Origin of the sequence: Streptomyces sp. NPDC056987, from assembly GCF_042673865.1 — a bacterium.
GTDB lineage: Bacteria > Actinomycetota > Actinomycetes > Streptomycetales > Streptomycetaceae > Streptomyces.
In genome coordinates this window covers 20575-33874 of the sequence record NZ_JBHURV010000021.1, presented here as the reverse complement: position 1 = coordinate 33874, position 13300 = coordinate 20575, and the positions used below count along the sequence as shown (strand labels likewise).

Below are 13300 nucleotides of genomic sequence, written 5' to 3'. Positions count from 1 at the left end.
CACCGCCTTGCTACGTTGCGAGGCATGACCGCAACGCGGGCGGACGCTCCCCCACCCGAACGGCAGGCCCCGCGTCTCCCCCAGCGACGCGGCGTCGAACTCTCGCTGCTCCTCTGCGCCGTCCTCATCTCCGTCTTCGGTTACGTCACCGTCGGCCTCGGCAAGGACCACGCCGTACCGCCGGACGCGCTCGGCTACGGCGCCGGGCTCGGCGTGCTCGCGCTCCTCGCGCACCTCGCGGTCCGGCTGCGCGCCCCGTACGCCGATCCGCTGCTGCTCCCCATCGCGGTGCTGCTCAACGGGCTCGGCCTCGTCCTGATCTACCGGCTCGATCTGGAGACCCCGGGCGACCGGGCCGCCCCCACCCAACTCGTCTGGTCCACGCTGGGCGTGGCGCTGTTCATCGCCGCCGTCGTCTTCCTGCGCGACCACCGGGTGCTCGCCCGGTACGCGTACATCTGCGTCGCCACGGCGCTGCTCCTGCTGGTCGTGCCGATCGCGTTCCCCGCCGTGAACGGGGCCAAGATCTGGATCAGGTTCGGCGGATTCTCCTTCCAGCCCGGCGAGTTCGCGAAGGTGCTGCTCGCCGTCTTCTTCGCCGCGTATCTCGCCGCCAACCGCAACGCCCTGACGTACACCGGCCGGAGGTTCCAGCTGCCCAGGGGGCGGGTCCTCGGTCCGCTGGTGGCGATCTGGCTGCTGAGTGTCATGGTCCTCGTCGTCGAACGGGACCTGGGCACCTCGCTGCTCTTCTTCGGGCTGTTCGTGGTCATGCTGTACGTGGCGACCGGGCGCACCGGCTGGATCGCGGCCGGGCTGCTGCTCGCCGCGGTCGGCGCCTTCGCGGTCGGCTCGCTCGAACCGCATGTCCACAGCCGCGTCCAGGACTGGCTCGACCCGTTCGCCTCCATCGCCGCGGGCCGGGGCCCGGGGCAGCTCGCCCAGTCCCTCTTCGCCTTCGCCGCGGGCGGGCTGCTCGGTACGGGGCTGGGGCTGGGCCGGTCCATCCTGATCGGCTTCGCCGCCAAGTCGGACTTCATCCTGGCGACGGCGGGCGAGGAGCTGGGGCTGGTCGGGCTGACGGCCCTCTTCCTGCTGTACGCGCTGCTCGTGGCCCGCGGCTTCCGCGCCGGGCTCGCGCTGCGCGACCCGTTCGGGCGCCTGCTCGCCATCGGCCTCTCCTCGATCCTGGGCCTCCAGGTCTTCGTCATCGCGGGCGGGGTGATGGGGCTGATCCCGCTCACGGGGATGGCGATGCCGTTCCTGGCGCAGGGCGGTTCGTCCGTCGTCACCAACTGGATCATCATCGCGCTGCTGATGCGGCTCAGCGATTCGGCCCGGGGCCCGGACGGCGGCCCCGGGCCCGTCCCCGGGGCCACGGCCGCAGCCACGGCCTTCGCGGGACCCCCGATGACCCGCTGCATCCGCCGGACCGCCGTCCTCTTCCTGGTCCTCCTCGCCGCCCTGCTCGTGAACGCCGCCCGGATCCAGGTCCTCGACGCGGACTCCCTCGACCACAACCCCGCCAACCGCCGCGACACCGTGGCCCGCTACTCCCAGCAGCGCGGCGACATCCTCGTCGACGGCCGGGCCGTCACCGGCTCCAGGGACTCCGGGCAGCACCTGCGCTACGAGCGCACGTACCGGCACGGCCCGCTGTACGCGTCCGTCACCGGCTACGACTCCCAGACGTACGGCACGACGCTCCTGGAGGACGCCGAGGATCCGATCCTCTCCGGTACGAGTCCGATGCTCGCCCCGTTCCCCTTCTGGAACGATCTCACCCGGGGCCGGCGCCCGGGCGGCTCCGTCGCCACCACGGTGAAGGCGTCGGTGCAGCGCGCGGCGTACGAGGGGCTGGCGGGGCGGCGCGGCGCGGTCGCGGCGGTCGAGCCGTTCAGCGGCCGGATCCTGGCGCTGGTCAGCAGCCCGTCGTACGATCCGGGGCTGCTCTCGGGCACGGGTCCGGGCGTGACGGACGCGTGGGCCCGGCTGACCGGCGGGAGCGCGCAGCCGATGCTCGACCGGGCCATCCGGGGGACGTATCCGCCGGGCTCCGCCTTCAAGATCGTGACGGCCGCGGCGGCGCTCGACTCCGGGACGGTCGAGGACCCCGACGCCCCGACGGAGATCGCGGAGCCGTACGTCCTGCCGGGCACCGGCACCACGCTCCCCAACGAGGCCGAGGGGTGCGACCGCGCGTCACTGGCGTATGCGGTCCGGTGGTCCTGCAACACGGTCATGGCCGGGCTGGGGGTGGCCACGGGGCTCGACGGAATGCTGGACACGGTACGGAAGTTCGGCTTCAACGACGCCGGGATCAGGATCCCGTCCCGGGTCGCCGCCTCGAACTTCGACACCCGGATGAGCGACGACGAGCTCGCGCTCTCGTCGATCGGGCAGTTCGACACCCGGGCCACGCCGCTCCAGATGGCGATGGTCGCCTCGGCGGTCGCGAACGGCGGGGACCTCAAGTACCCGTACCTGGTGGACCGGACACTGGCCTCGGACGGCTCCGTCGTCTCCCGTACGGGTCAGCGTTCCTACGCCCGCGCGATGAAACCGCTCACGGCGCAGCGGCTGCGGACGATGATGATCGACGCGGTGGAGGACGGCACGGGCGGGAACGCGGCGATCGACGGAGCGACGGTCGGCGGGAAGACGGGCACGGCACAGCACGGGGTGGACAACACCGGTACGCCGTACGCCTGGTTCATCGCCTGGGCGCAGTCGGGCACGTCGGGGCGCCCGGCGGTCGCGGTGGCGGTGGTCGTCGAGGACGCGGAGGCGGACCGGGCGGACATCAGCGGCGGGGGCGACGCGGCGCCGATCGCGCGGGCGGTGATGGAGGCGGCGCTGCGGGACTAGGCCCCGTCGTTTGGATCACGCTGGGCTCGCGTGCCCTGGCACCGCGCTCGTACGGGGCCGCGTCGCGTATCCGGCCGGACGACAGAGCACGCACAGCCCCGCTCAGCCGAGGACGACCGGCAGATCGGCGACGCCGTTCATCAACAGGCTGGGCAGCCGCTGCGGCTCGGTGTCCGGGTCGGCCAGCCGTAGGCCGGGGAACCGCCGCAGCAGGCTGCCCACGGCTATGGCGCCCTCCAGCCGGGCCAGCGGTGCGCCCAGGCAGTGGTGCAGGCCGTGTCCGAACGCCAGGTGCGGCGCGGCGGGCCGGGTGATGTCGAACCGGTCCGGCTCGGCGAACCGCTCCGGGTCCCGGTTGGCGGCCAGCAGCGACACCACCACGACATCCCCGCGGGGAATGGTCACGCCGCCGATGGTGATCGGCGCGGTGGTGACCGAGGGAACCGGCGTCTGCTTCGGACCGTCCTGCCGCAGCTGCTCCTCGACGACCGCGGGCAGACGGCCGGGCTCGGCCCGCACCAGCCGCAGCTGCTCCGGGTGGCACAGCAGGGAGTACACGGCGCCGCTGATGAGGTTGACCGTCGTCTCGTGCCCCGCGAGGAGCAGCAGGAAGACCATCGAGCTGAGTTCGTCCTCCGACAGCCGGTCCTGCCCGTCGCGCACCGCGATGAGAGCCGACAGCAGGTCGTCGGCGGGAGACCTGCGCTTCTCGGAGATCATGTCGCGCAGGTAGGCCACCATGTCCGCGGCCGCGGACAGGTAGGTGTCGGTGGGGTGGACCGAGCCGTTGATGACGATCGACGACCAGCCGCGGAACGCCTCGCGGTCGGCCACGGGGACGCCCAGCAGTTCGGCGATCACCGTAATGGGCAAGGGGTAGGCCAGGCCCGCGACGAGGTCGACCGGCGCACCGTCCGCACCGGCCTCGTCCAGCGCGTCGAGCAGGCCGTCGGTGATCTCCTGCACCCGGGGCCGGAGCATCTCGACGCGGCGGACCGTGAACGCCGCCGTCACCAGCTTCCGCAGCCGGGTGTGATGGGGCGGGTTGGCGGTCAGCACGCTGGTGTACATGGCGGCGTGCAGGTCGGCCGGTGTGGCCTTCGCGTGCGGTACCACCTCGGGGTCCTTGGCCATCGCGGGGTGCGCCAGCAGCGCCCTGGCCTCCGGGTAACCGGTGACCAGCCACACCGGGACGCCGTTGAACAACGTGAAACGCTGCACCGGACCGGACGTGGTGAGCGCGTCGAGGGCGGCGCTCCGGGCCGTCCCGGTGGTCTCGGTGAAGGGCGAGGGAACTGGACTGCCGACGGCCATGGGGCCTCCAAGTGAGATGTTCCTATGTTTTCTGTCTTCAACTGGTTTTACATGACTGCTCGTTGATTCCTCGTGCGGCACGACGCACCCCAGGAGGTTGGCCGTTGGCGTCGGTGGCATGGAACTTGAGGGGCACGGAGGTCGAAGGGGGACTCATGAGCGCATCACCGGAGAGTGTGGAGCCGGCGGCGTCGGTGCGGGAATCCCTGGCGCGGATCGGGCGGCACGATCCGGCGCTGGGCGCCTTCCTCGACGTGTGGGACGAGGAGGCCAGGGCGCGGGCCGCGGCGCTGGACCGGACGGTCCGGGCCGACCTGTCGGTTCGGGCGGGCCGGGAACTGCCGCTCGCGGGCCTGCCGTTCGCCGTGAAGGGGCCGTCCGGGATCCGGTCCTACGCGGCGGGGCGGCTGATCGCGGCGGGCGCCGTGCCGGTCGGCTCGACGGCGGTGCCGGGGCCCGGTACGTACTGGCAGACCTGGGGGCTGGGGCGGCACGGCCGTACGGTCAACCCGTACCGCGCGGACCGTACCCCCGGCGGTTCCTCGGCCGGGTCCGCGGTGGCGGTCGCCGCGGGGATGGTCCCCCTCGCCACCGGGAGCGACGGCGCCGGTTCCGTCCGGATCCCGGCGGCGTGGTGCGGGGTCTTCGGGCTGAAGACGACGAACGGCCTGCTGCCCTCCCCGGACCGCACGGGGCTGGCCTCGGCGGGGGTGCTGGCCGGGTCGGCGGCGCAGGCGCGGGGGTTTCTGCGGTGGGTGCTGGGCAGCCACGAGGAGCCGGCCGTCCCCGTGCCCGTACCGGCCGTGTACGCCCCGGATCTCGGCTTCGCCGAGGTGGACCCGCAGGTCGCGGCGGTCGTACGGGCGGCCGTGGACCCGCTGGCGGCGGCTGGCGTCATACGACTCGACGCGCGCCGGCCCCCGTTCACGCTGCTGGACCCGTGCGAGACGTGGAAGGCGATACGGGGCGGGGCGCGGGACGCGGCGGCGGCGCGGGCGGCGGAGGTACGGGCCGAGAACAACCGCAGGCTCGACGCCCTGTTCGCCCGTACGCCCCTGCTCCTCACCCCGGCCACCCCGAACCGCCCGCATGGCCACGAGGGCCCGGGCGAGCTGTACTCGACGGCGCTGACCTGGGCGTTCAACGTGAGCGGCCATCCGGCGGCAAGCATTCCCGCAGGGTTCACGGCGGACGGCTGCCCCGTGGGGCTGCAACTGGTGACGGAACGAAGGACGGAAGCGGCGCTGCTCACCGTCGCGGAGGCGGCCGAGGCGGCACTCGCGCGGTGACCGGGGTTCCCTGCGGCCCCGCAGCCCCTGCCCACGCCAACTTCCCCTGGTTACGCCAGCGGTTCGCGCCGCTCCCGCCACTGCGCCGGCACCGAACCCGTCCCCGTACGGGCGGCGACGATGCCCGCCGTGATGGCGCAGGTCGTGTCGGAGTCGCCGAAGCCCTCCGCCGTGGCCCAGAGCGCGGCTGCCAGGTCGTCGCGGTGCCGGGCCGCCGTCCAGACCGCGAAGGGGACCGTGTCGTCGGCGCGGATGCGCAGTCCGCTGCCGAGGAGGTCCGCCGCCTTGCGGGGCTCGGTGGTGAAGGGCAGCTCCGCCGCGCGGGCCAGGCCGTCGCGTACCGCGCCCTCCGGGGTGGCGCGGGCGACGGCCGCCACGGTGAGTTCGCACCGTACCGACAGCGCCGCCGCCACGGCGACGGCCACCGCCCCCGCCACACCCTGCGGGTGGGCGTGCGTGACCTCGGCGGACAGCACGGCCTGACGCGCGACCTGTCCGAGGTCTCCGGCGAACCGGGCGCCGAGCGGCGCCACCCGCATCGCCGCGCCGTTGCTGAGGCTGCCGCCCTCGAAGAGGCCGGGCGCGAGCGTGCGCCAGTCCTGCGGGCGGTCGAGCAGGGCGGGGAGGAGTACGTGCATGCCGGAGCCGTAGTTGCGGCCGGAGTCCGCCGCGTACGTGCGGGCGAACGCCAGGGCCAGCCGGTCCTGTTCGACGGCGCCGTGCTCTTCGAGGACCCGGTGGAGCGCGAGGGCCATGGCGGTGTCGTCCGTCCAGGGCCACTCCAGCTCCTGGGGCGTGACCCGGGCCGCGATCTCCTCGGACGCGCGGTCACGGTCACGGAAGAGAGGGAACCAGCGTTCGCCGAAAGCATCGCCCAAAGCGAGCCCTTCCAGGCTCCGGCGGGCGGCTGCGCGGTCAGTACCTAATCGTTGGGCGGTCATGTCCACCATGGTGCCGCGCGGCGGCGTTTCTTCGCCCGCATATTCACCCTATGGGCGTGGAGGCCCCGATGGCGTCGTTCCGACGGGCGATCTTCCGGCCTCCGGGGCCTACTACCGTAAGCCCGCGCTCCGAACGTCCGCCGCGCTCTCCGGCCGCGTACGGGGGATTGACGCCCTTACTGACAAGTAGTCTCATAAGAGGTGACCGCCGGTAACACCAGTGGCCGGCGCGCCCGGCCGCCCGTCAGCAGTGACCGTGAGGTGCGCCCCGCCATGACCCCCGCGACCGAACGCGACGTCCAAGCCCTCCGCGACGCACTGGGCCCGCTCCGCGACCGGGAGCTGGTGGCGGAGCGGCTCCTCGAATCCTCCGCGCGGCACTCCTTCGACCCCGACAGGGAACTCGACTGGGAGGCGCCGCTGGAGGAGGGCAAGTGGCACTGGCCACCGGAGCTGGTCTCGCTCTACGACACGCCCCTGTGGCACACGATGTCCGAGGAGCGGCGGCTGGAGCTGGCCCGGCACGAGGCCGCGTCACTCGCCTCGCTCGGCATCTGGTTCGAGATCATCCTGATGCAGCTCCTGGTCCGGCACATCTACGACAAGCCCGTGACCAGCAGTCATGTCCGGTACGCGCTCACCGAGATCGCGGACGAGTGCCGGCACTCGATGATGTTCGCGAAGCTCATCCGGAAGGGCGGCACCCCGGCCTACCCGGTGCCGGGCCGGTACCACAACATGGCGCGGGTCCTGAAGACGATCTCCACCACACCGGGCTCCTTCGCGGCCACCCTCCTCGGCGAGGAGATCCTCGACTGGATGCAGCGGCTGGCCTTCCCCGACGAGCGGGTCCAGCCCCTGGTGCGCGGGGTGACCCGGATCCACGTCATCGAGGAGGCGCGCCATGTCCGGTACGCGCGCGAGGAGTTGCGGCGCCAGATGGTCACCGCCCCGCGCTGGGAGCAGGAGTTCACCCGGCTCAACTGCGGCCAGGCGGCCCGGGTCTTCTCCGTCTGCTTCATCAACCCGCAGGTGTACGAGAACGTCGGGCTCGACCGCCGCACGGCCGTCGCCCAGGTCCGGGCGAGCGGACACCGCCGCGAGGTCATGCAGACCGGCGCGAAACGCCTGACCGACTTCCTCGACGACATCGGCGTACTGCGCGGCGCGGGCCGCAGGCTCTGGCAGTCCTCGGGCCTGCTGGCCTGAGCCGGGAGGCGAGCGGCGCGGGTCCGCCCAGGCGACTGGTGGTAGCATTTCAGGACTACTTCTGATGTTATACCACTGGGCCACCGAAGAGGAGAAGCCGTGTCCGACCGGACGGACCACGTCACCTTCCAGCACGGGCAGGAATTCTTGAGCGCCATCTCGGAGCGCTGGAACTACCAGATCCTGCGGGAGGTGTTCTTCGGGGTGAGCCGATTCGGAGAACTCAAACGAGCACTGGGCATCTCGGCCAACATCCTCACCGCGCGACTGACCAGCCTGACGGAACTGGGCCTGCTCTCCAGGCACCCCTACCGAACAGACAAACCGTGGTACGAGTACCAGCTCACCGACAGCGCCCGCGAACTCGTCGTCCCCGCCATCGTGTCGATCACGCGCTGGGCCGAGACCCGCGCGACCGACGGAGACTCCACGCGCCACCCGCTGATGCACACGACGTGCGGCAACCTGACCCACCCCTACCTCGCGTGCAGCAGCTGCCACGAGCCGGTGGAGGCCCCGACCCTGCGCCCCCTGCCCACCCAGGAGGCCCAGGAGGGCGGCGCCGGCCAGAGCCTCCCCGAGCACTCCGCCGAGCCGGACCAGCGAGCCCGCCACCGGTAGCAATGTAAAACTAGTAGCGTTACGCTACTAGCTTCGCCTTGCCGCCCTGCACACCGCAGGCCGATCCGGAGAGGATGACGATGACAAACACGGCAGAAGCGACGACCGCGCCCGAGTGGGCCCTGAAGTTCATGAACGCCATCGACACGTTGGAGTTCGACGAAGGCTTCGCGCCGCTGACCGAGGACACCGACATGTTCTTCGGCACCGCTCACATCCACGGCGTCGAGGCCATCAAGGCGTTCTTCGTCAAGATCGACGAACCGCTGATCATCACCCACGAGATCATGGAATTCTGGGCTGCGGGCGACGGCGTCCGTCTGCTGCGCGGAGAGGCCACCATGGCCAAGAAGACCGAGCCCGACCGCGTGGTCCGCGCCCCGTTCATGCACATCTTCTACCTCGCCGACGAGGAGACGATCCGCATCCGCGAACTGCGCATCACCGCAGGCCCGCTACAGACCGACGCGGTGATGTGACCTCCGCACGTGGAGGCGTGCGCACCCGGAGGCGCACCTCGGTAGGCCAGCAGTACGAGCGGTCCAGGCCCGTCCCGGTCGGGGGCCGGACGACTTCCGGCCCCCTCCTCACTCAGGCCGCCGGAGCACCCGCCTCGGGCACCTCCGGCGCGAGCCACACCACCCGGGACGCGCACCCGTCCCCCCGCCCGAAGTAGCGGGCCACATTCTCCGGCGCCGCGAGCCGCAGCCCACCACCGCCGCCCACCCGCGCCACCTCGACCAGACCGTCCTCGTGCGCCAGCCCCCAGGCCACGACTGCGGCGTCCCGGCCCAACTCGCCCTCGCCGTCGCGGTACTCCACGACAACGGCGAAGAGGCGGGGCGCGGTGTCGTGCACGAGTTCGTACAACTCCCGCTCGAAATCGAACGAGTCCAGGGCGGAGTCCTGCGGCGATACGGTCATCACGATCCCCTTCGGTAGACACGCCCGTCCACCCGACCGGGACGCGGCGGGGCACGGCGGAGCGAAGACGCCTTGCGGCGTGGCCACTTACCGTGGCGTGCTTCACACCGTAACGACGTCACTATGATTCATCTACCTGCCTCAGTAGAGAGCATCCAAATGAGTGAGGGAGAAAAATGCGCCCCAAGCACCTACCTGCCACCGTGCGACAGCGGCGCCTCGGCGCCGAACTGCGCAGGCTCCGCCAGCAGGCCGAGCTGACCACAGCCCAGGCGGGCGTGCTCGACGGCTCCTCACAACCCCGGATCAGCAGCATCGAATCGGGCCGTTACGCGGTGGGCGCGGACCGGGTACGCGCGCTGGCCCGGAGTTACAGCTGCACGGATGAGGCGTACATCGAGGCGCTCACGGAGATGACCGGGGGACGCACTCGCGGCTGGTGGGACGAGTACCGCACCCTCATGCCGCCCGGCGCCCTCGATCTGGCCGAACTCGAACACCACACCACATCGATGCGGACCTCAGCGATGGGCCATCTGCCGGGGCTGCTTCAGACCAGGGCGTACGCCCACGCCGTCATCAGCGATGTAGTGCCGTCGTTCGCACCGCACGAGGTGGAACACCGGGTCTCGTTCCGCATCAAGAGGCAGGTGGCGGTGTACGGAGAAAATCCGAAGCCACTGACGACCGTCCTCCACGAAGTCGCCCTGCACATGGGGTTCGGCGGTCCTGAGGTAACCCGGGCACAGCTCATGCATCTGCTCGAAGTCAGCGAGTTGGAGCACATCACGCTCCTGGTCGTCCCCTTCGGCGCGGGCACCTTCCCCAGCGCCGGAACCGGCATCTACTACATGGCCGGAGCGGTTCCTGCCCTGGACACCGTTCAGCTCGACACCGACCACGGGCTCACGTTCCTCGACGCCCCGCCTCAGTTGGCGAGGTACCGAATCATCCTGGACCACATTGAGCGTTGTAGCCTCAAACCATCGGAGTCCCGAGATCTGATCCGCCGCGTCGCAGCATCTTTGTAAGAAAGGACAGGCGCATGTCCACCCTCCACTGGCAGAAGTCCTCATTCAGCGGCGATGGGAACGGCTGTGTCCACCTCGCCGCCGACGACGGCAGTATCAAGCTCGTCGAGAGCGACGACCCCGACGTCATCCTCACCACCACCCCAGAAAAACTCCACGCCTTCATCCTCGGCGTCAAAGCAGGCGAGTTCGACCACTTCACCGTGTGAGGAAACTGGGCGCGTGAGAAGCGAAGACACCCCCTTCACCGGTGGGCCGCTCGACGGGCGGGTTCTGCCCGTGCTGACCGGGCCTACCGGGAATCCGCCGAAGTGGTACGAGGTGCCCGTGCCCGATGCCGCCGGTGGGCCGCCCACCGTGTACGCGTACCGGCGCGAGCCCGCCGGGTACACCAAGCGGCTCGGGATCCAGCGCGGCTGGAAGTACGTGTACGTACCCGAGGGGCGCGGGGACAGGGGGCCGAGGTGGCCGTGGTCGAAGCCCCGGGGCGCCGGGGGCGGTGCGGCGTAACGCGGGCGGTTCTCAGGCCGTGTCGTAGGTGTGGCGCGCGGCTTCGATTTCGTTGTTGTGGTCGGTGACCCACTGGGCGAGGGCGCGGACCGTGGCGCGCAGGCTCTCCCCGAGGGGGGTGAGTTCGTACTCGACGCGCGGTGGCACCTCGGCGTAGACGGTGCGGGAGACCAGGCCGTCGCGTTCCAGGTGGCGCAGGGTGAGCGTGAGCATGCGCTGCGAGATGCCCGGGACCCGCTGGTGCAGGACGCCGAAGCGCAGGGGGCCTCCGCTGAGGATGCCGATGACGAGGACCGACCACTTGTCGCCGATCCGGTCGAGGGTGTTCCGGAAGCCACGGCCGTTGTCGGGCCACGTTTCGCACGGGTGCGGGGCGGCGTGGGTGTCGGTGCCGTCAGGATCAGCGGTGTGCTCTGCGAACATGAATGTGCCTTTTGTGAGGTCCCCTGTACGTCATTACCGTGGGGCTACGTACTGATCGTAACCAATCGAGGTAGCCGCATGTCTTCTGCGTTTTCTGCGTCCTCCACCCCCGCGACGATCGCCGTCGTCGGCGCCGGGCGCAGCATGGGCCGCTCCATCGCTCTCCGGTTCGGCACCGCCGGGCACCCCGTCGCGCTGATCTCCCGTAGCGGCGAGAAGCTGCGGGGCCTGACCGAGTCCCTGGCGGCGGAGGGCGTCGCCGCACGGGCCTACCCGGCGGATGTCACCGACGGGAAGGGGCTGACCGCCGCTCTGAACACGGCCGCCGAGGAACTGGGGCGGATCGGCGTGCTCTCCTACAGCCCGGCCCCCGTCTTCCCGAACGTGGCCGGTGAGGTGCCCGACCTCAAGGCCCTGGGGTTCACCGCCGCGGCCGAGACCACCGCGGAATCCGTGCGCCCGATGTTCGACATGCTCGTCGGCGGCGCCCTCACCGCGGCCGCCACGGTCCTGCCGGCCATGCGCGAGGCCCGCGACGGCGCCCTGCTGTTCACCACCGGCACCACCGCGATCGCCCCCATCCCGGGGATGAGCAACTCCGGCATCGCCCTGGCCGGGCTGCGTTCCTGGGCCCGCGGGCTGCACGACGACCTGGCCGGTGAGGGCGTGTACGTCGGCCATCTCTCCATCGGCCTGCCGATCCTGCCCGGGTCGGGCGACGGCGACCCGGACACTCTCGCGGACCGCTGGTACCGGCTCACCCAGGCGCGTGACACCTTCGAGACCACGGTCGGCTTCTGAACCGCCCCGTAAGGGTGATGGTGTTGCGCCAGATCGCCCATTAAGAAGCTCTTCGAATCATCTGACGCCTTGTCATCTTCTACTACTGGACGCCTTGTCCAGCAACCGGAGGTGATGACGTGCCAGGGAGAGTACGGCGATCCGTCTGTACGGCGGCGCTGGCCACCGCGACCGTCCTGGCAGCGGTGGCCCCCGCGCACGCCGCCCCGGAACCCCCGCCCCTTCCGGTGCCCGCGCCCGCTCCCGTACCGTCGGCGTCGGCGGCCGTCGGCGGCCTCGGCGCCGTTCCCACCACCGTCTCCGGGCTCCTCGGCCGGCTCCAGCTCCTCTACCGGCAGACCGAGCAGGCGAGCGAGGCGTACAACGCCACCGAGGTCGAGCTGATCCGGCAGCGCGTCGAGGCCAGGAAGCTGACCGAGGACCTGAACCGGGCGCGGGCCGCACTGGAGCGGAGCCGGGAGGACGCGGGGCTGCTGGCGCGCCGCCAGTACCAAGGGCAGTCCGACCTCTCCGACTACCTGCAACTGCTCCTCACCCCCGACCCCGGGCACATCCTCGACGACGGCTATCTGCTGGAGCGCGCGGCACGTTTCCGGGCGGGCACCATGCAGGGGCTGTCCCGCGGTGAGCACCAGGCCGCCGCGCTCGCGAGCGCGTCCCGTACGGCTCTCGACCGCCAGCGGGAGCTGGTGGAGCGGCAGAAGAAGCAGCGCGACACCGTCGGCTCCCGGCTCCGGCAGGTCGAGAAGCTGCTCGCCTCGCTCAGCGGTACGCAGCTCGCCTCGATCGCCGCGCTGGAGAAGTCCGGCACGGAGCGGGCCCAGCGGGAGCTGATCGACTCCGGCGTCCTCGGGGACACCGTCGGCGCGGCCGGCGCCCCGGGCGCCCCCGCCGCCTCGTCCGCGACGCCTTCCGTCGCGGGCAGCCTGGCGCTGGAGTTCGCCGCCGCACAGATCGGCAAGCCGTACGAGTGGGGCGCCGAGGGGCCGGGATCGTACGACTGCTCGGGGCTCACCTCGCAGGCGTGGGCGCAGGCCGGGCACCCCATCCCCCGGACCAGCCAGGAGCAGTGGCGCGACCTCCCCCGGATCCCGCTGGACCAGCTGCGCCCCGGCGATCTGGTGATCTACTTCCCGGAGGCCACGCATGTCGCGATCTACCTCGGCGACGGGATGGTGATCCAGGCGCCGCGCCCCGGCACCCACGTCAAGGTCTCCCCCATCGCGGCCAACCCGCTGCTGGGCGCCGTACGCCCGGACCCCGCCGCCGCCCCGCTGGCCCCGGGCGTGTACGTCCCGCCGCCGTTGCCCGAGGGCGCGACGGACGGGTCCGACACCGGCTACGGGGGGAGTTGAGGGGCAGGGGTGGG

Annotated in this window: 14 protein-coding genes and 1 pseudogene; 11 read left to right on the top strand and 4 right to left on the bottom strand. The window is 71.5% G+C overall.

The window, feature by feature from the left end; translation table 11 throughout:
• Positions 1-24: 24 nt before the first annotated feature.
• Both ACFTZC_RS23515 and ACFTZC_RS23510 read left to right on the top strand, forming a co-directional pair.
• Positions 25-1347 (top strand): annotated as a pseudogene (locus ACFTZC_RS23515) (FtsW/RodA/SpoVE family cell cycle protein); the annotation flags it as partial.
• A 63-nt stretch (positions 1348-1410) separates the two neighbouring features.
• Positions 1411-2868 carry a penicillin-binding transpeptidase domain-containing protein gene (locus ACFTZC_RS23510; RefSeq protein ID WP_382892932.1) on the top strand — a complete coding sequence of 486 codons (1458 nt, stop codon included), beginning with the start codon at positions 1411-1413 and terminating at the stop codon, positions 2866-2868.
• A 102-nt stretch (positions 2869-2970) separates the two neighbouring features.
• Here ACFTZC_RS23510 and ACFTZC_RS23505 read toward each other — a convergent pair whose 3' ends face one another.
• On the bottom strand, positions 2971-4182 hold the full coding sequence (locus ACFTZC_RS23505; RefSeq protein ID WP_382892736.1) for a cytochrome P450: 1212 nt from the start codon (positions 4180-4182) through the stop codon (positions 2971-2973).
• A 155-nt stretch (positions 4183-4337) separates the two neighbouring features.
• Between ACFTZC_RS23505 and ACFTZC_RS23500 the strand changes: the two genes are divergently transcribed.
• On the top strand, positions 4338-5471 hold the full coding sequence (locus ACFTZC_RS23500; RefSeq protein ID WP_382892734.1) for an amidase family protein: 1134 nt from the start codon (positions 4338-4340) through the stop codon (positions 5469-5471).
• 50 nt (positions 5472-5521) lie between these two features.
• Here ACFTZC_RS23500 and ACFTZC_RS23495 read toward each other — a convergent pair whose 3' ends face one another.
• A complete protein-coding gene (locus ACFTZC_RS23495) occupies positions 5522-6412 on the bottom strand; it encodes an ADP-ribosylglycohydrolase family protein (RefSeq protein WP_382892732.1) in 891 nt (296 codons plus the stop codon).
• 273 nt (positions 6413-6685) lie between these two features.
• On the opposite strand from ACFTZC_RS23495, the gene ACFTZC_RS23490 reads away from it, so the two are divergent.
• From ACFTZC_RS23490 to ACFTZC_RS23480, 3 genes are all read left to right on the top strand, one after another.
• Positions 6686-7621 carry a diiron oxygenase gene (locus ACFTZC_RS23490; RefSeq protein WP_382892731.1) on the top strand — a complete coding sequence of 312 codons (936 nt, stop codon included), beginning with the start codon at positions 6686-6688 and terminating at the stop codon, positions 7619-7621.
• Between the two features lie 99 nt (positions 7622-7720).
• Positions 7721-8242: a winged helix-turn-helix transcriptional regulator gene (locus tag ACFTZC_RS23485; RefSeq protein WP_382892729.1), complete on the top strand. Its 522-nt coding sequence runs from the start codon at positions 7721-7723 to the stop codon at positions 8240-8242.
• A gap of 80 nt (positions 8243-8322) precedes the next feature.
• Positions 8323-8721, top strand: a complete 399-nt coding sequence (locus ACFTZC_RS23480; protein ID WP_382892727.1) for a nuclear transport factor 2 family protein — start codon at positions 8323-8325, stop codon at positions 8719-8721.
• A 112-nt stretch (positions 8722-8833) separates the two neighbouring features.
• Here the strand turns inward: ACFTZC_RS23480 and ACFTZC_RS23475 are convergent, their stop codons facing one another.
• On the bottom strand, positions 8834-9166 hold the full coding sequence (locus ACFTZC_RS23475) for a hypothetical protein (RefSeq protein ID WP_382892724.1): 333 nt from the start codon (positions 9164-9166) through the stop codon (positions 8834-8836).
• 176 nt (positions 9167-9342) lie between these two features.
• Between ACFTZC_RS23475 and ACFTZC_RS23470 the strand changes: the two genes are divergently transcribed.
• Genes ACFTZC_RS23470 through ACFTZC_RS23460 form a run of 3 tightly spaced genes read left to right on the top strand, consistent with a single transcriptional unit; the run spans position 9343 to position 10707 of the window.
• Positions 9343-10197 (top strand): helix-turn-helix domain-containing protein, encoded by an 855-nt coding sequence (locus ACFTZC_RS23470; protein WP_382892722.1) that lies wholly within the window; start codon positions 9343-9345, stop codon positions 10195-10197.
• 14 nt (positions 10198-10211) lie between these two features.
• Positions 10212-10406 carry a DUF397 domain-containing protein gene (locus tag ACFTZC_RS23465; RefSeq protein WP_382892720.1) on the top strand — a complete coding sequence of 65 codons (195 nt, stop codon included), beginning with the start codon at positions 10212-10214 and terminating at the stop codon, positions 10404-10406.
• A gap of 13 nt (positions 10407-10419) precedes the next feature.
• Complete coding sequence (locus tag ACFTZC_RS23460; RefSeq protein WP_382892718.1) at positions 10420-10707, top strand: hypothetical protein; 288 nt, start codon at positions 10420-10422, stop codon at positions 10705-10707.
• Between the two features lie 12 nt (positions 10708-10719).
• On the opposite strand, the gene ACFTZC_RS23455 is transcribed toward ACFTZC_RS23460, so the two are convergent.
• A complete protein-coding gene (locus ACFTZC_RS23455) occupies positions 10720-11130 on the bottom strand; it encodes a winged helix-turn-helix transcriptional regulator (RefSeq protein ID WP_382892716.1) in 411 nt (136 codons plus the stop codon).
• Between the two features lie 78 nt (positions 11131-11208).
• On the opposite strand from ACFTZC_RS23455, the gene ACFTZC_RS23450 reads away from it, so the two are divergent.
• Positions 11209-11931, top strand: a complete 723-nt coding sequence (locus tag ACFTZC_RS23450; RefSeq protein ID WP_382892714.1) for an SDR family NAD(P)-dependent oxidoreductase — start codon at positions 11209-11211, stop codon at positions 11929-11931.
• Between the two features lie 119 nt (positions 11932-12050).
• Complete coding sequence (locus ACFTZC_RS23445; protein WP_382892711.1) at positions 12051-13286, top strand: NlpC/P60 family protein; 1236 nt, start codon at positions 12051-12053, stop codon at positions 13284-13286.
• The last annotated feature ends 14 nt before the right edge of the window (positions 13287-13300 follow it).